Annotated in this window: 24 protein-coding genes; 1 reads left to right on the top strand and 23 read right to left on the bottom strand. The window is 36.3% G+C overall.

Annotated elements, in window-relative coordinates; all coding sequences use genetic code 11:
* Positions 1-67: 67 nt before the first annotated feature.
* The 17 genes from H8S01_RS08580 to H8S01_RS08500 form a co-directional block, all read right to left on the bottom strand.
* Positions 68-1,438 (bottom strand): alpha-glucosidase/alpha-galactosidase, encoded by a 1,371-nt coding sequence (locus tag H8S01_RS08580; RefSeq protein WP_186836914.1) that lies wholly within the window; start codon positions 1,436-1,438, stop codon positions 68-70.
* Between the two features lie 13 nt (positions 1,439-1,451).
* Positions 1,452-1,955 carry a phosphatase PAP2 family protein gene (locus tag H8S01_RS08575; protein ID WP_186836913.1) on the bottom strand — a complete coding sequence of 168 codons (504 nt, stop codon included), beginning with the start codon at positions 1,953-1,955 and terminating at the stop codon, positions 1,452-1,454.
* 14 nt (positions 1,956-1,969) lie between these two features.
* Positions 1,970-3,175: a ribonuclease E/G gene (locus tag H8S01_RS08570; protein ID WP_186836912.1), complete on the bottom strand. Its 1,206-nt coding sequence runs from the start codon at positions 3,173-3,175 to the stop codon at positions 1,970-1,972.
* Positions 3,175-4,446: a bifunctional phosphoribosyl-AMP cyclohydrolase/phosphoribosyl-ATP diphosphatase HisIE gene (hisIE, locus tag H8S01_RS08565; RefSeq protein ID WP_186836911.1), complete on the bottom strand. Its 1,272-nt coding sequence runs from the start codon at positions 4,444-4,446 to the stop codon at positions 3,175-3,177. Before hisIE ends, H8S01_RS08570 begins: the two co-directional genes overlap by 1 nt.
* A 15-nt stretch (positions 4,447-4,461) precedes the next feature.
* Positions 4,462-5,181 carry a 1-(5-phosphoribosyl)-5-[(5-phosphoribosylamino)methylideneamino]imidazole-4-carboxamide isomerase gene (hisA, locus tag H8S01_RS08560; protein ID WP_186836910.1) on the bottom strand — a complete coding sequence of 240 codons (720 nt, stop codon included), beginning with the start codon at positions 5,179-5,181 and terminating at the stop codon, positions 4,462-4,464.
* 17 nt (positions 5,182-5,198) lie between these two features.
* Positions 5,199-5,798 carry an imidazoleglycerol-phosphate dehydratase HisB gene (gene hisB, locus H8S01_RS08555; protein WP_186836909.1) on the bottom strand — a complete coding sequence of 200 codons (600 nt, stop codon included), beginning with the start codon at positions 5,796-5,798 and terminating at the stop codon, positions 5,199-5,201.
* A gap of 1 nt (position 5,799) precedes the next feature.
* Positions 5,800-7,098: a histidinol dehydrogenase gene (hisD, locus tag H8S01_RS08550; protein ID WP_021866719.1), complete on the bottom strand. Its 1,299-nt coding sequence runs from the start codon at positions 7,096-7,098 to the stop codon at positions 5,800-5,802.
* 32 nt (positions 7,099-7,130) lie between these two features.
* Positions 7,131-7,775, bottom strand: a complete 645-nt coding sequence (gene hisG, locus H8S01_RS08545; RefSeq protein ID WP_021866720.1) for an ATP phosphoribosyltransferase — start codon at positions 7,773-7,775, stop codon at positions 7,131-7,133.
* The gene (hisZ, locus tag H8S01_RS08540; protein WP_186836908.1) at positions 7,775-9,082 is read right to left on the bottom strand and encodes an ATP phosphoribosyltransferase regulatory subunit; all 1,308 of its coding nucleotides are present in this window, start codon (positions 9,080-9,082) and stop codon (positions 7,775-7,777) included. The genes hisG and hisZ overlap by 1 nt, the downstream gene beginning before the upstream one ends.
* Positions 9,083-9,173: 91 nt before the next feature.
* Complete coding sequence (locus H8S01_RS08535; RefSeq protein WP_186836907.1) at positions 9,174-10,442, bottom strand: diguanylate cyclase domain-containing protein; 1,269 nt, start codon at positions 10,440-10,442, stop codon at positions 9,174-9,176.
* A 21-nt stretch (positions 10,443-10,463) separates the two neighbouring features.
* Positions 10,464-10,997 (bottom strand): Holliday junction resolvase RecU, encoded by a 534-nt coding sequence (locus H8S01_RS08530; RefSeq protein WP_021866723.1) that lies wholly within the window; start codon positions 10,995-10,997, stop codon positions 10,464-10,466.
* Positions 10,955-12,022: an RluA family pseudouridine synthase gene (locus H8S01_RS08525; protein WP_186836906.1), complete on the bottom strand. Its 1,068-nt coding sequence runs from the start codon at positions 12,020-12,022 to the stop codon at positions 10,955-10,957. The genes H8S01_RS08530 and H8S01_RS08525 overlap by 43 nt, the downstream gene beginning before the upstream one ends.
* A gap of 17 nt (positions 12,023-12,039) precedes the next feature.
* Positions 12,040-12,609 carry a hypothetical protein gene (locus H8S01_RS08520; RefSeq protein ID WP_021866725.1) on the bottom strand — a complete coding sequence of 190 codons (570 nt, stop codon included), beginning with the start codon at positions 12,607-12,609 and terminating at the stop codon, positions 12,040-12,042.
* Positions 12,587-14,548, bottom strand: a complete 1,962-nt coding sequence (locus H8S01_RS08515) for a YgiQ family radical SAM protein (RefSeq protein WP_186836905.1) — start codon at positions 14,546-14,548, stop codon at positions 12,587-12,589. Before H8S01_RS08515 ends, H8S01_RS08520 begins: the two co-directional genes overlap by 23 nt.
* 48 nt (positions 14,549-14,596) lie before the next feature.
* A complete protein-coding gene (locus H8S01_RS08510) occupies positions 14,597-15,328 on the bottom strand; it encodes a pseudouridine synthase (protein ID WP_186836904.1) in 732 nt (243 codons plus the stop codon).
* Positions 15,319-16,725, bottom strand: coding sequence for an RsmF rRNA methyltransferase first C-terminal domain-containing protein (locus H8S01_RS08505; protein ID WP_021866728.1), 1,407 nt, complete (start codon positions 16,723-16,725; stop codon positions 15,319-15,321). The genes H8S01_RS08510 and H8S01_RS08505 overlap by 10 nt, the downstream gene beginning before the upstream one ends.
* A gap of 71 nt (positions 16,726-16,796) precedes the next feature.
* Positions 16,797-17,645, bottom strand: a complete 849-nt coding sequence (locus H8S01_RS08500) for a M23 family metallopeptidase (RefSeq protein WP_243204301.1) — start codon at positions 17,643-17,645, stop codon at positions 16,797-16,799.
* 603 nt (positions 17,646-18,248) lie between these two features.
* Between H8S01_RS08500 and H8S01_RS08495 the strand changes: the two genes are divergently transcribed.
* A complete protein-coding gene (locus tag H8S01_RS08495) occupies positions 18,249-18,617 on the top strand; it encodes a hypothetical protein (RefSeq protein ID WP_186836903.1) in 369 nt (122 codons plus the stop codon).
* A gap of 92 nt (positions 18,618-18,709) precedes the next feature.
* Here H8S01_RS08495 and H8S01_RS08490 read toward each other — a convergent pair whose 3' ends face one another.
* Genes H8S01_RS08490 through der form a run of 6 tightly spaced genes read right to left on the bottom strand, consistent with a single transcriptional unit; the run spans position 18,710 to position 23,427 of the window.
* On the bottom strand, positions 18,710-19,360 hold the full coding sequence (locus H8S01_RS08490; protein WP_243204299.1) for a vacuolar family H+-ATPase subunit H: 651 nt from the start codon (positions 19,358-19,360) through the stop codon (positions 18,710-18,712).
* An 11-nt stretch (positions 19,361-19,371) separates the two neighbouring features.
* Positions 19,372-19,860: a pantetheine-phosphate adenylyltransferase gene (gene coaD / locus H8S01_RS08485; protein WP_021866732.1), complete on the bottom strand. Its 489-nt coding sequence runs from the start codon at positions 19,858-19,860 to the stop codon at positions 19,372-19,374.
* Position 19,861: 1 nt separating this feature from the next.
* Complete coding sequence (gene rsmD / locus H8S01_RS08480) at positions 19,862-20,416, bottom strand: 16S rRNA (guanine(966)-N(2))-methyltransferase RsmD (RefSeq protein ID WP_186836902.1); 555 nt, start codon at positions 20,414-20,416, stop codon at positions 19,862-19,864.
* A 4-nt stretch (positions 20,417-20,420) separates the two neighbouring features.
* Positions 20,421-21,431: an NAD(P)H-dependent glycerol-3-phosphate dehydrogenase gene (locus H8S01_RS08475; RefSeq protein ID WP_186836901.1), complete on the bottom strand. Its 1,011-nt coding sequence runs from the start codon at positions 21,429-21,431 to the stop codon at positions 20,421-20,423.
* A complete protein-coding gene (plsY, locus tag H8S01_RS08470; protein WP_021866735.1) occupies positions 21,431-22,102 on the bottom strand; it encodes a glycerol-3-phosphate 1-O-acyltransferase PlsY in 672 nt (223 codons plus the stop codon). The genes H8S01_RS08475 and plsY overlap by 1 nt, the downstream gene beginning before the upstream one ends.
* The gene (gene der / locus H8S01_RS08465; protein ID WP_186836900.1) at positions 22,102-23,427 is read right to left on the bottom strand and encodes a ribosome biogenesis GTPase Der; all 1,326 of its coding nucleotides are present in this window, start codon (positions 23,425-23,427) and stop codon (positions 22,102-22,104) included. Before der ends, plsY begins: the two co-directional genes overlap by 1 nt.
* Between the last annotated feature and the right edge of the window lie 93 nt (positions 23,428-23,520).

The raw sequence follows: 23,520 nt of genomic DNA, 5'->3' as shown, positions 1-23,520 counted from the left end.
AAAACATTCTGCTTGCATCCTAACTGAGCGGCACACTAGAATATAATATATTACTTGTCTTATATTGTCAATTATTTTTTTGAAAAAATCTCAAATTTTTTTCATACATTTCATCAAAAAGACTTCTGGCCTCATCAAGCGTTAAAGAACTGCAAAGAGGCTGGTTTACGAATGACTCAAATATTATCTTCTTATCCCGTTTTTTTATTCCTTCATAAAGAATATCTATATTATCGCTGCACCTTCTTACAAGCGACTGTACAGCCACAGGAAGAGGCTTTGTTGTGACAGGAACAACTCTGTCGTTTGAAAATACCGCATTTGTCTCAACAATGCTTCCCTCAGGCAGCCATGAAATCTGTCCTCTGTTTGGAAGATTTACATTGCTTATCGTAGTTGTAAGTCCGAGCACGCTACGCATAAGTTCAACAGCTTCCTCATCAGACTTCTTTACTTCAGGTTTTATTTCACCTGATGCAAGTTTTTTTGACTCCTCAATTCTTTCATTCATCTGCTTAATTCTGAAATCAACTGTTGTCAGTGCAAATTTCCACGAGTCAACCTGTGACGGACTTGCAAGGTACCATTTATTATTCATAAATTCAGCAAGATGTCTGTCTCCCGCCGCACCGAGCACACCGTAACGCTTATACATATCCATTTTTACACGGTTCGCATATGCGAATGTGTCTGTCTTGTAAGAATCAGCCGGACCGTGCTCGTAATGGCCTTCCTCAAAATGCTTTGCAATATAATCATCCATGAAATCAAATATTTCAATATCTTTATATTTTGCACTTGAAATCCATGTAAAATGATTAATTCCCGCAACTTCTGTATATATCTCTTTTCTTTTTGCCTTAATGCCCGTAAATTCTTCAAGAATATCGCACAGAAAATCCTGTGTGTGAAACACTTCATGACAACAGCCAAACGCTTTAACAGAAGGAAATACATCATACAACGTCTTTGTGCATATGCTCATTGGATTGGTAAAATTAATAACCCATGCATCAGGACAATATTTTTCTATTGCTGCCGCAAACTCTTCATAAAACGGAACTGTGCGGAGTGCTCTTGACACACCTCCCGGACCTGCCGTATCACCGACGCTCTGGTAAATATTATATTTTTCAGGATAATGGACATCCACTCTCATATCTTCAAAAGTTCCCGGAAGAATTGATATTACAACAAAATCCGCACCACATAAAACTTCCTTGAGACTGTCATATACAACATAATTCCATCTGCTCACTGTTTCAGGCTGTTTATTAATATTGTTACCTATCTGCTGATTGCGGACTGCCGCCTCTTTGTCTATATCAAAAAGCCCGATTTCACCTGTCAGGTCGCTGCACAGTGCAAGGTCATTCATAAAAACTCTCGCCCACTGCTTTGAGCCGCCGCCGATGTATGCTATTTTTATATTTTTCATAATTCAATTCCTCTTAAAAAACAAAATATATTATTCCAGAAAGTATTCCGATTACAGCCCCGGTAATTACATCTTTTGTAAAATGCACACCTGAGACAACTCTTGTTATTGCAATTATCAATGACATAACAGCAAGTACAATTCCAACCGGAAAATATACATAAAATCCCGTCATTGTTATAAGAAATGCAGATAATGTATGTCTGCTCGGAAATGACTCTCCGATTTTATCCTTATTTATAAGCGGCGTAATATCATACTTTGTGTATGGTCTTGGCGAATCAATTAATTTCCTGAAAATCGACACAACTACAAATGCTGTTGCCGGAACAACTATACATTTTGTAAACATCAGATAATCTTCTTTTACAAAACTGTAAATAATCAGTCCGCAGTAAACCGCCGCTTCAAGCACCGGCAATACCTTGTATAGAAATTTTAATATATCAAACCGTATTTGTTTCTCTTTAAAAAAAGCTTCACATTTTCTGTAAAATCTGACATATAAACAATCCAACTATATCAACTCCTTTAAAATGAAGTATCTTTCAATGCCTGTAAAAGTGTTACACCCTCTCTTTTTCTCGTCACTTCCACAAGACCGAGTTTTGTAATATCAATAAGCGTAGTTGTCACTTTGTCATTTTTAAATAAATGCCTGATACCGGACATAAGCTTTTGCGTATTATCTTCACTTTTCATATTAATAAAATCAATTATGATTATTCCTGACAGATTTCTTAACTTTATCTGTCTTGCAATTTCATCAGCAGCTTCACTGTTTACTTTGTATACAGTATCCTCTTTTGCAGCTTCGCCGCTCTTTTTTGAAATACATTTTCCGGAATTGACATCAATGCTTGTAAGTGCTTCGGTCTGTTCAATTATAATATATCCGCCGCATTTAAGCCATACTTTTTGTGCAGATGCCTGTTCAAGCTGCTTTTTAACGTCATACAGCTTATAAAGTTCCAACATCTCATCTTTGTACAGGCGTACCTTCATGCGTTCATTTTCAGGAAGATACGCACATATAGTATCATATATGTTATCATCATCGGTTATTATTTCATCAATATAATCATTCGGAAATCCAAGAATATGATTTACATATAAAGGTTTTTCTTTGTAAAGACACACAGGTGCTTTTTCATACGTTGCCCTCTGTAAAATATTTTCAAATTTTTTGGACATATCATGTGCTTCTTTTAAAATATCTTCAAAATCCGATTCATTTACATCTTTGCAGTTTGTACGTACTATAAATCCGAATTTTTCAGTATTTAAAGATTCCAGCAAAAGTGACTGCACCTTTTTGCACAGCTCATCTTTTTTTGTTTTTGAGGAAATGTTTACGCCTCTTATATCGGATGATAATACAACATATTTTCCTGTCAGTGAAACCTTTGTTGTCACAGTCGGAGGTTTTGTTTTTACAGCCTCTTTAATTACCTGGACAAGCACCGAATCGCCCTGATTTAATTTGTCATTATTTTTATTGTTAAAAAAAATGTGCCTGTTGTTGTCTGCTTCAAGAGGAAAATAACATTTTACTCCTTTTTCAATTTCAACAAAAGCACAATTAATATTTTTGACGACATTTTCTACACGTCCTGCATATATATTTCCCATAACACCGGTGGGGCTTAAAATATCAAGCCCCACACAGATATTATTGTCATACTCAGCAGATACAAGCCTGCCGTCAATATGTGTAATAATATATTTTGCACTCATTATCTGTTAGCAAGTTCCTTTACTATATCTTCCCATGTAACACCTTTTAAAACCATAAGAACCATCACATGATAAAGGAAATCAGAAATTTCGTATTTGATTTCCTCAGGGTCAGGATTTTTGGCGGCAATAATAACTTCTGTTGCCTCTTCACCACATTTTTTAAGAATTTTATCAATTCCCTTATCGAATAAATAATTAGTATATGAGCCTTCTTTTGGATGTTGTTTTCTGTCCTCGATTATGCTCATTACATTATTAAATACTTTAAGTGGATTTGTCTGTGCATATTCAGTAGAAACAAGATTACGGTAAAAACAGCTCTTATTTCCTGTATGGCATGCAGCACCAATCTGCTTTACTTTTGCAAGAAGCGTATCATTATCACAGTCTATCTCAATAGAACGGACATACTGGAAATGACCTGATGTAAGACCTTTAACCCAGATTTCATTTCTGCTTCTGCTAAAATAAGTCATTCTTCCTGTCTCGATTGTAAGGTTAAATGATTCTTCATTCATATATGCAAGCATAAGAACTTCATCAGTCTTGTAATCCTGAACAATAACAGGAATAAGCCCCTCTTTATTTAATTTGAAATCTGAAAATGGAATTGAACTTGTAAATGTATTCATAACGATACCATTTTTTGTAAGTTCATGTTTCTTTTTCATAAAATCATAGTCAGTTGTACTTATAATACTGCCAGAAATACCTGCAACTAAATCAAATGCAATTATTTCATCAAACAATACAGATGTCTCAACTATAGCCGGAATTCCATCAAAATCCGCAACTGCTTCTTTATAAGACACACCATCTTTTACAAAAACAAATGCTATCTCGTTATCTTTTGCAAGCTGAATAACATCTTTATCATATGCTCTGTATATAAGTGCAATCTTATCTTTGCCAAAACGGTCGCAGACTTCTTTCATCATAATCATATTTGACTCGCGTGATTCGTCGAGAAGAGCTGCCTTTGCTCCTGCATAAAGATACTTCTTAACATCTTCAACCCTCTTTACATTGCCGCCGGCAATAACCGGTGTGTCAAGTGCCTTTGTAATCTGTCTGATAATGCCAATTGCTTCATCATGTGATGCATCATCATATGATAAATCCATGATAATAATTTCATCTGCACCGTTTGCACTGAAGCTGTCCGCAACACTGACTGCATCATCACTTATAAGATTAGTAAGTGCTTCATCGCTATATGCTTTTGTATCTTTTAAATAAATTATTGGAACTAATTTTTTATAAGACATAATTATAAGTCTCCTTTAATTTTCAAATTCTTTTACTGCATCTTTTAATATGATTTTTTTCTCATATAATGATTTACCCATGATTGCACCATGGATACCGGCTTTGTATACATTGCGAAGATCATCCATACATGACATGCCGCCTGATGCAATAATATCTATACCGGTTTTATCAGACAGAAGCTTTGTCTGTTCAATATTTGGTCCTGATAACATGCCATCTTTTGATATATCCGTATATACAATAGTTTTCACACCTATATCTTTCATTGCAAGTGCAAGTGAAATAGCTGTTTTATCACTGACTTTTTCCCAGCCTTCAACGGCTACCATTCCATTTTTTGCATCAATTCCGACAACAATATGTTCTGCACCGAAATTTTCAATAGCCTGTCTGATAAAATCAGGATTCTCAACGGCTTTTGTGCCTATGATTGCACGATATATACCAAGATTAAGAACTGTCTCAATATCTTCAAGTGTTCTTATTCCGCCGCCAAGCTGGACAGGAACTGATACACTGTCAACAATCTTCTTTATTGTCTCTGAATTTACTGAGTGGCCGCCTCTTGCACCATCAAGGTCAACAGTATGTATAAATTTAGCACCGTCTGCCTCAAAACTTTCGGCTATTTCATATGGTTTATCAGAATATACTGTAACTTCGTTAAAAAGTCCTTTTTTTAATCTGACGCATTTTCCGTCTTTTATATCTATAGCTGGATAAAGTCGCATGTTAATCTCCAATCTTTTTAAAGTGTACCTTTTGTGGAAAGCACTGATTTAATTCTTGAATCTTTCATTGTAGCTTCATCGAGGGCTTTTGCAAACGCCTTAAACATTCCCTCAATAATATGGTGGTCATTCTCCCCGCTTATCTGGCGTATATGAAGGTTCATTCCTGCACCGTAAGATACAGCATAGAAAAATTCTTTAACCATCTGTGTATCAAAATATCCCACCCTGTCAGATGTGAAATTTCCGTCAAATACAAGGTAAGGACGGCCTGATAAATCAATTGCACAAAGTATAAGTGCCTCGTCCATAGGCAGTGTTATATCCCCATATCGTCTTATGGCTTTTTTATCTCCTATAGCTTCTTTTATTGCCTCGCCAAGAACTATTCCAACATCCTCAATTGTATGATGGCAGTCAACAACAAGGTCACCCCTTACTTTTAACGTAAGGTCAAAAAGACCATGTCTGGCAAAACTGTTAAGCATATGGTCAAAAAAGCCTATTCCTGTATCAATATCTGCTTCACCTGTTCCATCAATAACAAGTTTCATCTTTATATCTGTCTCATTTGTCTTACGGCTTATTTCAGCCTGACGAACATTTTTTTCAGCCATTTTACTTATCTCCTTCAAAACGTACATGTATTGAGTTCGCATGTGCTGTAAGGTGCTCTGCCTTTGCAAATGTTTCTATATCGTTATGTATAAGCTCAAGTGCTTCTCTTGAGTATGAAATGATACTTGATTTCTTGATGAAATCGTCAACGCTTAAAGGTGAGAAGAATTTTGCCGTACCATTAGTTGGAAGTACATGGTTAGGGCCTGCAAAATAATCACCAAGTGGTTCTGAACTGTATTCACCAAGGAAAATAGCACCGGCATTTTTAATCTTTGTCATAACATTAAATGGGTCTTTTGTCACAATTTCAAGATGTTCTGATGCAATATCATTGGCAACTTCAATTGCCTCATCAATAGAATCAGCAACAAGAATGTAGCCATAATTTTCAAGAGATTTGCTGATAATCTCACTTCTTGAAAGTTCTTTTAAGAATTCATCAATCTGAGCTGACACTTTCTTTGCAAGTTCTTCACTTGTTGTCACAAGAATTGCAGATGCCATCTCATCATGCTCTGCCTGTGAGAGAAGGTCAGCTGCAACAAATCTTGGATTTGCAGTCTCATCAGCAATAACCATAATTTCACTAGGGCCTGCTACGGAATCAATGCTTACATAACCAAATACAGCTTTTTTTGCAAGTGCAACATAAATATTACCAGGTCCCACAATCTTATCAACCTTAGGAACCGATGCTGTGCCGTATGCCATAGCTGCTATGGCCTGTGCACCGCCGACTTTGTAAATCACATCGACACCGGCTTCTTTTGCAGCAACAAGTGTTGTCGGATATACTTTGCCTTCTTTATCAGGAGGAGTACACATAACAATCTGTTCAACTCCTGCAACCTTTGCCGGCATTACATTCATAAGAACTGACGAAGGATATGCTGCCTTTCCGCCAGGCACATATACACCAACTCTTGATAATGCTGTAACTTTCTGTCCGAGAATTGTTCCATCCGGCTTAGAATCAAACCAGCTGTACTGTTTCTGTTTTTCATGATAATCACGGATATTTACAAGTGCTTTTCTTATAACATCAAGAAGCTTGTCATCTACAAGTGAATATGCCTCATCAATCTCTTCCTGTGTCACAACAATATTTGAAGGATTAATATCTGCCTTATCAAAATTTCTTGTATATTCAAATAAAGCATCATCGCCTCTTGATTTTACATTTGCAAGTATATCCGCAACGGCACTTTCAAACTTTCCATAGCTGTTAGGACTTCTCTTTAAAAGATTTTCAAGTATGTTTGATTTACTTTCCTTAGTCAGTTTAACAATTCTCATATTATTTTCTCCATTCCGCAGTTGTCTGCTCATTAACAATTTTCCATATATTTACGCAAATCTGAAAGAATCTTGTTAATTCTTTCATTTTCCATTTTCATGCTTACCTGATTAACAACAACTCTTGCTGAGAGCGGACATATTTCCTCAAGAACCTCAAGTCCGTTTTCACGAAGCGTCGCACCTGTCTCAACGATATCAACGATAACTTCTGCAAGACCGACAATCGGTGCAAGTTCAACAGAGCCGTTAAGCTTGATAATCTCAACTGTCTGATGCTTTTTATTGTAAAAATAGTCTTTTGCAATGTTAGGATATTTTGAAGCAACACGTATAAGCTCATGGTGCTGCAATTTTTCTTTCGCAGATGATGGACCGCATACACACATTTTACAGTTGCCCACCTTTAAATCATATACTTCATAAAGCGTACGGCCTTCTTCAAGAAGCGTATCTTTTCCGACAATTCCTATATCTGCGGCACCATATTCAACATATGTAGGTACATCTGACGGTTTTGCAAGGAAAAACTTTAATCCAAGTTCTTCATTGGTGAATATAAGTTTCCTTGTATTTTCGTCTTTCATTTCATCACATGTAATACCAATATGTTCAAATATCTCTAACGCTTTCTTAGCAAGACGACCCTTTGAAAGTGCAATTGTAATATATCTCATTAATACTTACCTCCAAGCAGCTGTTCTACAGTAATATTTTTTGTGCAGTTATCTTTTACATCAGTAGTCTGTACTGTAAGACCCAGAAATTCTGCAGATGAAACATCTGCATTTGTACAGTCCGGAAGAAATACTGCATTGGCAAGCTGTGAGTCAGCCGCATATTCAACATACTGCTCTTTAGTCTTTTCAGAATTACATGATGTCATGCATACACGTATGCCTTTCTTTCTTAATGAATCTGCCACCGATACCGCCTGTGAAAGATTTTGAGAGTTGTATACAAGAAGTGTTCCATTAATATCAACAGGAATATCTATATTCTGTCTTGTTATTGCAGCCATGAGACTGTCGAGTGTTATAGAAAAACCTATGGCTGCCTTTTCACGTCCGAACTGTCCGACAAGCTTATCATAACGACCGCCGCCGATTACAGGCTCGCCTGTCCCAAATGTATATGCATGAAATACAATTCCTGTATAATATGCATGATTACTAAGTTCACCAAGATCAAACGAAACATATTTATCCGCACCTGTAATCCGGCAAAGATTGTATAATGCATACAATCTGTCAATTGCCGCGAGACACTCCTTATTATCAGTGAGTGCTTTTGCTTTCTCAAGGACCTCAACAGAGCCAAATAACTGTGGAAGTGCAAGTAAAACATCAGCTATATGTTTATCGATATTTAATGATTCAAGAAGTTCTTCAACGCCAAGAAAATTCTTTTCCTGTATAAGTGATACGAGATTTTCCTCATCATCACCGCTGATTCCCGCTTCATCGAGCAATCCCTTAAAATAAGACACATTACCAATCTCAACCTGAAATTCAGTAAGACCTGCATTTTTCATACAGTCTATAACCATTGAAATTATCTCAAAATCAGCATCAATTGAAGAATCACCGATAAGCTCTGCACCTACCATTGTATTTTCCTTTAATTTGCCCTGATAATACTTGCTCACATTAATAAATGTATTGCCTGCATAACACAGTTTGACCGGCAGGAGGTTATCTGCATAATACTTTGCTGCCGTTCTTACTATTGAAGGTGTCATATCAGGTCTTAGAACGAGTGTATTGCCATATCTGTCAAAGAGTTTGAACATTTCATTAGATGGCACACTGCCTCGCTCTTTGCTAAAAACATCAAAAAATTCTATTGTTGGTGTCTGAATGTCATTGTAACCATATTTAAGGCAGACATCGTGCAGTCTTTCCTGAATCACCGACTTCCTGGCACATTCACCATTATAAATATCCCGTACGCCCTCAGGTGTATGTAATAAATCTCTCTTCATATAAAATCTCCATTCCTGCGTCTGCCACTTTATCGTGGTAACGTGATAATTCGTAAAACTGTTCAGATTATACAGGATAACAATCTTAATGTCAACTTATTTCACCGTGTAAATGTTCACGATAAATAATATAATGATTGTGTCCTCTCTCATGTGCGATATCAAATGCACGATAAAGTTTTTTCTTTACAAGTTCCATCGTTATGCCATTTTGCGGATATCTTGCAATTCCAATAGAAAAAGTAAGATTTTTCTTTCCGTTCATCAGAAGCACATTCCATGCAATCTGATTTCTAAGCGACTCAAGAAATGAACGTAAGTTTACTTCTGAATTAATATCACGAATTGCAATGCATATCAGATTATGTTCAATCTCACATACTATTCCTCTGTATGAAATCATCTGCTTTGCAGTCTGTAATGCTGTATAAAGAATACTGTCCGCATATTCTTTTCCTGCCTCTGCCGTCATTACGTCAAGGTCATCTATCTCTAGAAGCATAAGCGAGAATTCACATGCCGGATTATATCGTATATTATTATCGCAGAACTGCTCAATATCAGCCGACGTAAAATAACTTCCTGCTTTTTCAAAATTGTAAGTTGTAACGCTCTGGTAGCCCTGTGAATTAGTAAGATTGCGTATACTGGCAACAGCTTTGGCCGGCTTATTTTCACTGTAAATAGTTGTGACCTTTAATTCTATCAGGTCATACTCAGCTTTCTTTGTAAGCATATTTGTCTTAAATCTGTGAGTATATGAAACCGTGCCTTTTTTCATATCATCAACAAATGCATTATACTCATCAATTGTATCATCTGAAATAAGATGCTCATCTTCCATCTTTGATGTAAGTTCAGATATATCCATATCAATTATGTTATGTATTTCATTGTCAATGAAATTATTTATCTTAAAGTTATGGGTTTTATAATCATAAATAAAGAACAGTTCATTTTCCATTGCAAGAAGATGCCTGAAACTCTGCATATTATTTTGAAGTGTTGCATTCTGTTTTTTCAATGCAAGTATATCCGATGCAGACAATTCAAAATATTCAAACGAATTGTCCGTTGACACAAACTGAAAATGTGCAATGTGAAGAAGAATCCAGCGGTATGAATTATCTGAACGTCTCATTCTGATAACCATATCAGCTTCCTGATCCTGTCTTAAATGATGTGCAACATCCATGAAATCATCAAGGTCAACCTGATGAATTGATTCTAGAATTGATGTCATTGTAGATATTCCGATAAAACGGTACATTTCTTCATTTGCCGTGATAATATTATAATTCATATCTATAATTGCATGACCATCTATCAGTTCATATTTTTCTATAATATTTTTTTCCATAAAATCTCCTCATAAAATCAATCAGTCTCTGGACATAATATCTTTTTGCAAAGCATCAAGATAATGAACCGGAACGCCTTTCGATGCATGTATGCGGTAGCTCTTATCTATTTCATCATATGTAAAGCTCTTTCTACCGCCATTTTTGCCTCTGTTCCAAAAGTTAATTATATCACAGAAAGGTACATAATAAAACTCATCTCTGGAAGAAAAATACAAAATTATAAACGAAATACCCTGCTGTTTTTCAAAATCAGACATAAAATTCACCTGATGTTCATGTATATTCTGCAGCGGAAATATATCAACCGCCGTCTCTTTCGCATCAAAACATACCGGTATTCCCTGAACAACACCTATATAGTCAACCGTACTTTTCATATCAAAATAGGCAAGCGTTATATGTCTTGTGTCTTTGTCTATTTTAATAGGTTTTATAGGCGTAGGGATTTTCTGTATCAGTGCCAGATTGCTCTGCTGATATTTTTCATTTGCGAGATTGATAAAATCTTCTAATGTAGAGCCTCTAAGTCCTCTTGAGTTCCATGTTGCCATAGATTTTCTCCTTTTAAAACTTTAATAAACCCATCCGGTACATTTGTACGGATACACATCTCTCCTGTATCATTAATGTATGCATTATCTTTATCAGCTGCATTATCAATATTCATATTGCTGCTTATAGCTTTTGGTATAGCAAGCTCATAAGCATGCAGCATCTGGTTTTTTATGCCATATTTTTCTTTGAAATATCTGTTGAAAGTTTTGTCTCCATACTTTGCATCTCCCGCAAGCGGATGTTTCTCATATGCAAGATGTGCCCTTATCTGATGCGTCTTTCCCGTTATAAGATGCACTTTGACAAGCGACACTTCATCAGATATACACACAGGAAAATATTCAGTCTCAATTGCTGTATAATCATCCATGCCAGCACCCTGTGGTATATTTTTTACAACATTAACTTTATTGACGTCCGCATCTTTTCTAAGCCATCCTTTAATATGAACTCTCTTTGACACTCTGCCCTTTACAATACATATATAATATTTTTTTATCGTTCTGTCATGAAATGCCGCTGACATTTCCTGAAGTCCCACAACAGACTTTCCAGCAACAACTATTCCGCTTGTATTTCTGTCAAGTCTGTTGCATATACCGGCCTTAAATGTACTCTCTTTATGTTCTTCTTTCGCAGCAAGATAATCATTGACATATTCGACAAGCGAAATATCATTTTTTTCTGCTTTTTGTGATAACATTCCCGATGGCTTATTTACAATAAGAAATTTATCATCTTCATAAAGCACATCAAGTTTTACTTCATCAGACACAGCTGCAATTTTAACGCTTGTTTTTTCATCTGAAAATTTTTCAAATGTCTCATCTGAAAAAAATATTTTTACGCTGTCGCCGGCTTTTATTTTTTCATTTCCATCAGCCTTTTTTCCATTAAGTACAATATTCTTTTTTCTTAACATTTTGTACAGAAAACTTTTCTGTGCTTTAGGCAGGCATTTTACCAGATACTTGTCAAAACGCTGTCCTTCCTCCTGATGTGAAATAATAAATTCTTTCATACAATCTCCGTTTTATTCTAAATACACATTGACAACAAGGAATGTGCATTCTTTTCTATATTCATATTTGGGGTACTGTCATCTTTTGATAATGCAAGTGTTGATACTCTTGATAAAAATGATTTTTCGTCATTATAAAGCGTCACATTGACATTTCTTGAGTCGTTTGCCATAAAATCTTTAAGACTTGTCTCAAAAAGTTTTTTATCAGCATTGTTTTCATTTGTAAGTGCAATTACAGCTGCATCAGAAACTACTACTGCCTGAGTTCCTATAGGTTTTTTGCTGTTTGAAAATATCAAATCGTAATATACGCCAAGACTTCCAGACTTTGATTCTACTTTTTCTTTTAATTCATTATCAGCCGGTTTGTGAGGCAGAACAACAAAATATGCAACTGCCATTTTTGCTGCCGGAAGAACAAGCACAATCGCTGCAACTGTAAATATATTTGCTCTTGTTTTGTATACAATAAAACCAATAATAAGAACTGCTGCCACAACAGCAAATGAAACTATCATTTTTATGAGATTTAATTTTTTTCGGTAATTAAGATAACCAAATTCACCTTTTTCTTTTCCTGCCATGTAATCCATTCTCCTTCTTTTCGTCTTTTACAAATTTAGTATTTTTTGTACTTTTCGTCTTTTTTGCGTTATTTATATTTCTTGTATTTTTAACATCAGCAGACTTTCTTTTATTTGATTCGCCATGCTTTTCATTTTTAAGAAGTCTTGGCGGGATAAGGCAATTTTTGTCAAATCCAATTAAATCTGTTCTGTTATTTTTTATGAGAGCCTCTTTTACAAGGTCATAATTTTCAGGATTTTTATATTGTATCAACGCACGCTGCATGGCTTTTTCGTGATATGACACAGGTGTGTATACAGGCTCCATCGTTCTTGGGTCAACACCTGTATAATACATGCATGTTGACAATGTCGATGGTGTGGGGTAAAAATCCTGTACCTGCTGCGGCATGTATCCTAAGTCTCTTATGTATTCAGCAAGTTCAATAGCTTCTTTCATAGTTGAACCCGGATGTGATGACATAAGATACGGAACGACAAACTGTTCTTTTCCTGTCTTTGCATTAATTCTCTGATAACGTTTTATAAATGCCTGATAAACTGTGTTTGCCGGTTTTCCCATATATTTTAATACATTTTCGCTTATATGTTCAGGTGCCACACGCAGCTGTCCGCTTATGTGATAATTACAGAGTTCTGATAAAAAAGTATCGTCAGAATCTGCCATGCAGTAATCAAAACGTATTCCCGAGCGGATAAATACTTTCTTTACTCCAGGAACAGCTCTTAGCTTTCTTAACAGGCTTATGTAATCCTTGTGGTCAACCGTAAGATTTTTACAAGGCGACGGATAAAGACACTGCCTGTTTGTGCATACACCTTTTGTCAGCTGTTTCTGGCATGAAGGGTGACGGAAATTAGCAGTCGGTCCTCCGACGTCATGGATATATCCTTTAAAATCTTTATCCTTTGTCATGCACACAGCCTCGTTTATAATTGATTCGTGGCTTCTTGTCTGCACTATTCGTCCCTGATGAAATGTCAATGCACAAAATGAGCATCCGCCAAAACATCCCCTGTTGCTCGTTATACTGAACTTTATTTCTGATAATGCCGGAATTCCGCCCTGTTTTTCATACATAGGATGATAATTACGCATGTAAGGAAGAGCATATACGTCATCCATCTCCATGGTTGTAAGCGGTTCTGCCGGTGGATTCTGTACTACGAAGCATTTATTTTTGTATTTCTCAACAAGTGTTTTTGCTGTAAATGCGTCTGTATTTTCATGCTGGATTTTAAAGCTTTTTGCATATGAAATCTTATCTGATGAAACCTCATCATAATCCGGCAGTTCAATATAATCATACAGACTGTCAGTATCTTTTGCTTTATATACAGTGCCTTTGACATATGTTATGTCTGATACGTCCATGCCGCTGTCAAGTGCATCTGCCACTTCAACAACAGATTTTTCGCCCATTCCATATAATAGTAAATCCGCACCGGAATCTATAAGTATTGAATGTTTTACTTTATCTGACCAGTAATCATAATGTGCAAGTCTTCTGAGCGAACTCTCTATTCCGCCTATTATAATCGGAACATCTTTATAAGTCTGTTTTATGAGATTACAGTAAACTATTGTTGCATAATCAGGACGCATTCCCATTTTGCCACCCGGTGAATAAGCATCTGTATGGCGTCTTTTTTTATTAACAGTATAGTGGTTTACCATTGAATCCATATTTCCGGCTGTGACAAGAAATCCGAGACGCGGTTTCCCAAGCAGTGTTATGCTGTCTTTATCTTTCCAGTCCGGCTGTGGTATTATACCAACTTTGTATCCAAAAGATTCTAAAACCCTGCTTATTATTGCATGTCCAAATGATGAGTGGTCCACATATGCATCACCTGTTATATATACAAAATCGCACTGTTCCCAGCCTCTTTTTTCCATATCTGACCGGCTTACCGGCAGAAAATCCTTAATCATATTAATTCTCCATTCCGTAACTTCCAATGAATGTATTCATCTGTTTTTTCAGTTACAGTTATATAATTCATCTATCTCTTTTTGTGTCAAAGTTCTGTATTCTCCCGGTTTTAACGTTTCGTCAAGCACAAGGCTTCCCATTCTTAATCTTTTAAGATATAAAACTTCACTTCCTACAGCTTCAAACATTCTTTTTATCTGGTGAAACTTTCCTTCATGGATTGTTATTATTACATCTGTGTAATTATCTTTATCATTATATCCCTTAAGTTCAAGTTTCGCCGGAAGTGCCGTAAATTCATCATCAACATGCAGTCCGTCCGCAAACAGCTTTATAGCCTCTTCCCTTATGCGTCCTGCTGCCCTGGCATAATATGTCTTATCAACATGCTTTTTTGGTGCAAGCAGATTATGTGCAAGCTCTCCATCATTGGTTATAAGCAAAAGACCTTCTGTATCTTTATCAAGTCGTCCAACCGGAAAAAGATCTTTTCTTTTCACATCCATCAGATCAAGCACAGTCTTTGCATTTTTGTCCATTGTAGCTGTTAGCACACCAGACGGCTTATTAAGCATATAATATTCCATTGTTACATAGTTTATCATTCTGCCATCCAGAAATACTTTCTGTGTCATTATATCTACTTTCTGTTCAGGCTTTTTTACAGTTATTTCATCTACCTGCACACGGCCTTTTCGTATATATTCTTTGACTTCACTTCTTGTTCCGGCTTTCATGTCCGCAAGATATTTATCAAGCCTTATCAAACTCATTGCCATCTCCATCCTGCAAGGTACTTATTTTTTAATGAACCATTTTTGAACTTTCCCCAGCCAAGAGGATATCCGTCAACGCAGAAAAGATTCCATCCGTCTCCTGTTTTTCCGTCAAATTCCGGCAGATCAAGTGTTTCACCTTTTAGATATTTGATTACACGCTCATCTGATGCAGGAAGATTTATAACATCAGGATAATCTGACATTTTTAAAACCATTGCAAGTGCCTGGCTTGGCTCAAAGCGGTTCTTTTTTAATTCTCCCAGCAAAAGCCCTGTTCTCATAATTCTCATACCTTTCTGGCCAGGCATATAAGGAGAGCAAAGATAAACATAATTATCCTTTATCATAATATTATCTTTTGCATTTTCTATATCAAAATTGACAGTGTCTTTATTTAATTTTCCAAGAAAATCTTCAAGTTCCGTGGCTAACTTCGTATTTTTCTGCTTATGTATTATGCCATGACCCTTAAATGGAGTTTCGCCGTCACTTTTCTTTTCAAACAATGCAACAAAATGTCCTTCTCCCTCCATTTTATGCGGAAAAATCCTTACAGTTTTCTCAAGATGCATATTTTTAAGCTCGTCATCATATGTAAAGCCACTTGAAAATCCATCATAATGCTTTATGTCTATAAGGTGCATATCAGGTCTGTTGATAAGAAGGTGACGAACCGTTTCTTCATCTTCAAGTTTTGAAAATGTACATGTTGAATAAAGCATCTTGCCACCCGGCTTTAACATATCTGCTCCTGTAAGAATTATATCACGCTGTATCTTTGCATAGAATTCCGGACCAGTTTTTTCCCAGCTCTTTATAAGCTTATTGTCTTTTCTGAACATTCCCTCACCGGAACATGGTGCATCTATAAGAATTTTATCAAAAAATTCATTAAACCCAGGCTGTATATTTTTCGGGTCTTCACTTACAACATATACGTTAGGAATACCAAATACCTCAACATTTTTAAGAAGTGCCTTTGCTCTTGAATTGCTTATATCATTAGTCACTAAGAGTCCGCTTCCGTTAAGCTTTGCTCCAAGCTCAGTAGACTTGCCGCCAGGTGCCGCACACATGTCAAATACTATATCGCCCTCCTCGACAGGAAGAACATTGGCAGGTGTCATCGCACTCGGTTCCTGGATATAATAAAGTCCTGCAAAATAATACGGATGTTTCGCAGGCTTATCATCCTCACTGTAATAAAATCCATTTTCAATCCACGGAATCGGAGTAAGTTTAAACGGACTTATTTTAAGAAAATCCTCGACTGATATTTTCATTGTATTTACTCGCAGTCCGTAAAGACGGCTGTCATTGAAACTTTCTATATATGCATCAAAATCCGTGCCCAGAAGTTCTTTCATATTTTCAAGATATTGTTCAGGTAAATTCATATATTTCTCCCGTTTTTATATTATTAAATTTTTGTCTTATTAAAAATTTTTTATATTTTATTGTAACATATTTAATATTGATAATACAGTATTTTGTTGCTTATGTTTTTCAAAAGATAATACGGATTTAATGCAGTCTCTTTTCCATCTGTATAAATATATATCCCAAAATGAAGATGCACATCAAATTTTCCTACTGTCCCTTCAACTTTACTGTATCCCGAATCTCCCATATATCCGATAAGCTGACCCTTTCGTATCTTAGTGCCCTCTGCCATATTATCTGCATAAGAATCAAGATGTGCATAATAATAATAAATTCCGTTATCTGATGTAATTCCTATACGCCACCCGCCAAGTTCAAGCCAGCCTAAGTTTGTCACTGTCCCGCCGCTTGCAGCGATAACCGGCATCACTCCGCGTTTATTTTCTTCTGACATTATATCACACCCCTCATGTGTCCGCTTCCCTCCGTATGTACGCTCATTTCCCCATGAATCCTCGTATTCCACCCATGTTTTTCTCGTCTTTGACCGTGCCACAGGAAAATACTCCATATCAATAATCAGCGAGTCAATTACATTTGTATAAAATGCAAATTCTTCTCCGTTAAAATGCATCAGCCTGTTTTTATTTCTGACGCACACTCTCTTATCAAGCTTATCCAAAATATCATCATTAACGCTGTAATTATTCATCATAAGTGCAATAAGAATAATCTCACCTTTACTCATTCCAAGCCTTTGTGCATTCCTGTCCGCACCATCGGGTGTAATATCAAACTGAAGTGATGTAAATGCTTCATTATCCACCTTCAGATTTAACAAAACATAATTATCATCTGTAACAAATCTTAACTCAAGATTAACAACTATTGAAATTACAAGAATTAAAATTATAAGCTTTTTGGCATGTTTCATTTTTATTTCGCATATTTTTTATTAATTATTTATGCGGCAGATGTACATTAAATGAATTTAAAAAATAAAAAATTATATTTTTTCTTATTAACAGTAACTGTTTTTCTTTTATTTATCATATTTCCGAAAATTGCATTTAACGGAGCTTTAACAGGACTTAAATTATGGGCTTTAACTATTCTTCCAGGACTTTTTCCGGCAGCAGCCGTCTCATCCTGCATTATGGCATTTTCTCATAGATACAGCGAAAAAAAAGGAATTATATACATATACATCACACTCGCCGGACTTGTCTGCGGTTATCCTCTCGGTGCGATACTTGCCTCTGAATATTGCAGACATCATAAATACAAAGATACACTATGTGAAATGCTTATGCCATTCTGCAATGTATCCAGTCCGTCATTTATAATTAATTACATATTTTTGCAGCTTCCGCAGACATCCGGCAAATTTAAAATTTTAATATGCATTTATGCCCCTCTTTTTTTATGTATTCTGGGCACTGCTTTTTATTATATGTGCATCCATGAAAAAAGCCCTTTACCTTTGCATATTTCCGGTATACCTGACAATCGTAAAAATCAACGGTCCTGTTTAAGCATGGCAGACATCATTGATGATGCCATTCTTAACACCGCCAAAAACATGATTAAACTCGGCGGATATATCGTAATATTTTCATGTATATCCGCATACATAAATGTAATACCGTTTAAAAACGACATTGTTCCTGCAGTAATCTGCGGCATTACTGAAATTACCAACGGAATATATATAGCAGGAAAAATTAATGCAGATAAAAAATTAATCACTACATTTATTATTTTAATTAATTCTTTCGGAGGGTTCTCCACAATCATGCAGACTATGGGTATGATTAACGGAAGCGGATTATCAATCAGAAAATATATTTACGGAAAAATACTGTGCACATTCATAACAGGTGTTTTTTGCATAGTCATTCTTTAAATAATAAACAATTTCGGAGAATACAAGACTATTCATCCCATATTCTCCGAAAATACAATCACATTAAATAAATTAAATTTATAATCTTAATATTACTGATTTGACATTGGAACATCAACATCAAATCTGTCAGCTTTATCACCAGCAGACTCCAATGCCGGCTGGGAATCTTTTTGTTCACTGTCTGTCTCATCATCATCCGAATTACTTGCATTAAGCTCATTACGATTATTATTTACAACTGCGAGGACATTCTCAAGGTCCGATATTAAAGAATTATATTTTTCTTTATTATCTTTTATTGAATGTTCAATTATGTACTGAAGCTTTGAAAGCATATCATCTGTATATGCAACCGCACCCATTCTTATGCTGTTAGCATCTTCTGTCGCATTGTCAAGAATAGACTGGGCCTGTGCAGTAGCCTGTTCAATAAGCTGGTTTGCCTGTGCATACGCTCTTTGCATAATCTCATGCTCATTGATAAGTTCTTCTGTCTGAACCTTGGCAGCATCAAGAATAGCATCTGCCTGCTCTTTTGCATCATTTAAAATTGCTTCTTTATTATTAATTATCTTCTGATATTTCTTAATTTCTTCCGGTGTTTTTAAACGAAGCTCTGCAAGCATATCTTCTAACTGGTCTTTATCTACTATTATTTTTGTGTTAGAAAATGGCTGAAATTTACAGTCATCAAGATAAGCCTCTATATCACTTATTACCTGTTCTATTCTACTCATCATGTATATCCCCTTTATTTATTTTTTATATGGTATTTTTCATATACTAAATCTACAACCTGTGCAGGCACAAATTTACTTATGTCACCACCATATTGTGCCATCTCTTTAACAATGCTCGAACTAAGATAAGCATACTTGAGGCTTGTATTTAAAAAGATTGTGTCAACATCAGGATTAGCCACTCTGTTAGTCTGTGACATTGCAAGCTCGTATTCAAAATCTGTAACAGCACGAAGTCCCCTTATTATAACCTGAACATTATGCTTTCTTGCAAAATCAACCAAAAGCCCGGAAAAACTCAAGACCTCAACATTAGGTATATCAGCCGTGACCTCTTTTATCATATTAACACGTTCGTCCACGGAAAACAATGGCGTTTTTGAACTATTGTTAAGAACACCAACTATAAGGTGATCCGCAAGTGAGGCTGACCTCTTAATAATATCTAAATGTCCAAATGTCACCGGGTCAAAACTTCCGGGATAAATAGCAGTTTTCATTTTATTCTCCAATCCTTAAAAAAACATGCTTGTTTGTTTTATATCTTTTTTCTTTGTATATTTCATAACCAAGTTCAGATACATATGATAAATCTGTATCAAGTGCCTCCTCAATTATGATTATTGTGTATTTATCAATAATATCGCCGTTCTTTAATGCCACAAGGACATCTCTTTCCTGTCCTGTTTTATAAGGTGCATCCATAAATACTATATCAAAAACACCTTTCCCGGCAAGTCTGCTTATTCCCGATAACACATCCTGTTCCATTACAACAGCCTTATCGGAAAGCTTTGTAAATTTGAGATTATCTTTTATACATTCAACACACTGTTTTGAATGTTCCACAAATACAGCAGCTTTGGCACCACGGCTCAAAGCTTCTATTCCTATAGCTCCGCTTCCTGCAAATAAATCAAGAAATCTTGATGCATATACATCTGTCTGAAGCATATTAAAAAGTGTCTCTTTTATTCTGTCTGTTGTTGGTCTTGTATCCATTCCATCAACAGTCTTTAAAGGAAGACTTCTTGCTGTTCCTGCAATAACTCTCAATATATTACCTCCAATCGCTGTCTGCCAGCTCAATCTTTTTATCACGAAGCATAAGTTCTTTTACAGCCTCTGACGGCTTTTTATCATCAAATAAAACAGCATTAACCTGTTCAACTATAGGCATCTCAACATTATATTTTTCTGCAAGTTTATGTGCCGCTTTCGCAGCATAAACGCCCTCAACAACCATCTGTACTTCTGCCATTGCTTCATCTTTTGTATAACCTTTTCCGATAAGAATACCGGCACGTCTGTTACGGCTGTGCATACTTGCACATGTTACAATAAGGTCGCCAATTCCAGTAAGGCCTGTAAATGTCATCGGGTCTGCACCCATGGCAATTCCAAGTCTTGCAATCTCTGTTATTCCTCTCGTTATAAGTGCAGCTTTTGTATTATCTCCATAGCCAAGGCCGTCAGCAATACCGGCAGCAAGTGCTATAACGTTCTTTAATGCACCACCAATGCATATTCCAAGCATATCAGGACTTGTGTATACACGGAACACATCATTCATAAATATATTCTGAAGATATTCAGCATCTTCTTTTTTATGCGTGCCGATTACACATGTTGTAGGAATCATTCTACCCACTTCCTCAGCATGGCTCGGTCCTGAAAGAACCGCTGCCGTACACTGCGGTATTTCCTGCTCAACAACCTGACAGAGCGTCATCAGCGTATCCTCTTCAATTCCTTTGCCTACATTGACAATATACTGTCCTTTTTTTACATAAGGTGCAAAAAGCTTTGCCGTTGACCTTGTGTAAGGAGACGCAACCGCAAGAACGATAACATCCGATTTTTCAACAACATATTCTGTATCAGCAGAAAATTCAATATTTTCAGGAATATGGACACCCGGAAGACACTTTTTATTTTCACGCTCTTTTGCAAGCAGTTCTACCTCATCAGGAAATACTGACCATACATTTACATGATGTCCGTTGTTATTAAGCAGAATAGCAAGGGCAAGTCCCCAGCTTCCTGCACCCATTATAGTAACTTCAGCCATTATTTTACTTCCTCCGTTCTCTTCTGTCCGACTTTACGCTCGGTTCCGTTGATAAGACGCTTAATATTGCCTCTATGCTGTATAAATCCAAGAAGTGTAATTATAAATACTACTCCGTAACATTCATACAGTACACTTCCTGAAAGTGGAAGCCAGCCGACACAGCCCCATATTACGAATTCAACAAACCACATGCCGATTCCCATAAGTGAACCGAGTGATACATACTTTGAAAAATACGTAACAAGACCGAATGTCAATGCTCCAAGTACAGCAAATGCCCAGCAGTGTGTAGGATAAAATAAAAGTCCGAGTACAATTCCCGATGTCGCAGCAATTCCCTTTCCTCCCTTAAAATTAAGGTAAAATGGGAAATTATGTCCAAGCACAACGCCAAGTCCGCCATACATCATCAGAAGAAGCTCATTACCATTCTTATTGCCAAATACAAAATGAATTATAGCCATACACATAATTGGCTTTAATGCATCAAAAAGATATGTTGTCATACCGGCTTTTTTGCCAAGTGTTCTCATAACATTAGTTGTTCCGGCATTACCGCTTCCATATTTTCTTATATCAATATGCTTAAATCTTCCATACCAGTAGCCGGCCTGGATTATTGAGCCTAAAAGATAGCCGGTTACAAGACAAATCACACGTTCTAACATCAGTCTTTCTCCTTGCGTTCCCTGTTAATAAATCTTATTGAAGTTCCCCTAAAGCCAAATGCCTCACGAATCTTATTTTCAATATATCTTGTATACGAAAAATGAGTAAGCTGCTTATCATTTACAAACATTACAAATGTAGGCGGTTTTACAGACACCTGTGTAATATAATAAATTCTTAAACGCTTTCCTTTATCTGAAGGTGGCTGCTGCATAGCAACTGCTTCTGTAAGTATTTCATTAAGCACACCTGTAGGCACACGCATGTTCTGGCTGTCTATAATCTCATCAATAAGCTCATAAATCTTATTGAGACGCTGTCCTGTGAGTGCTGAAATAAAAAGAATCTCTGCATAAGGCATAAATGAAAGCGTATCTTTTATTTTATTGGTATATTCATATATCGTCTTATCATTCTTTTCGATTGCATCCCATTTGTTCACGGCAACAATTATACCTTTGCCGCGTTCATGTGCAATACCGGCAATCTTTGCATCCTGCTCTGTAACGCCTTCTATCGCATCAATTACAATAATAACAATGTCAGCACGCTCAACAGCCGCTACAGTACGTATAATACTGTATCTTTCAATTTCTTCTTTTATCTTGTTTTTACGGCGTAATCCAGCTGTATCAATAAATACATACTCTTTGTTATTATACTTTATCGTTGTATCAATAGCATCTCTTGTAGTACCGGCAATATCGGAAACAATAACCCTGTTTTTACCGACAAGCTTATTTACAATTGATGACTTACCTACGTTAGGTTTGCCTACTATAGCAATCTTAGGTCTGTCATCTTCCTCATCGCCATCTGAATCTTCAGGAAAATGCTTAATTACTTCATCAAGCATATCTCCGATTCCCAGCTTTGAAACAGCAGAAACCGGAATCGGGTCGCCGATGCCAAGATTATAAAATTCATATACATCCGGCATGAACTTATCGAAATTATCAACTTTATTTACAACAAGTATTACCGGCTTATGAGAACGGCGGAGCATATCAGCAACTTTGGCATCTGAATCAACAAGTCCCTGACGCACATCAGTAAGGAATATGATTACATCAGCTGTCTCAATAGCTATCTCAGCCTGCTCACGCATCTGCGAAAGAATAATATCATTAGTTTCAGGTTCAATACCGCCTGTATCAATAAGTGTGAACGACCTGTCAAGCCATGTCACATCTGCATAAATACGGTCCCTTGTAACACCGGGTGTATCTTTTACAATAGAAATCTGCTGTCCCGCAAGGTCATTAAATAATGTTGATTTTCCAACATTTGGTCTGCCGACAACAGCTACAATAGGTTTGCTCATCTATAGCCTCCATTAACAAATTTACAAAAAATTAATAAACATAATCTAATATATAATAGCAGTTAAATTGTATTTTGTAAAGTTATGTGATAT

The organism is Lachnospira hominis (ex Liu et al. 2021) (assembly GCF_014287955.1).
Lineage (GTDB): Bacteria > Bacillota > Clostridia > Lachnospirales > Lachnospiraceae > Lachnospira > Lachnospira hominis.
The sequence above is the reverse complement of the archived record's forward strand: the minus strand, read 5'-3'. Positions and strand labels throughout refer to the sequence as shown.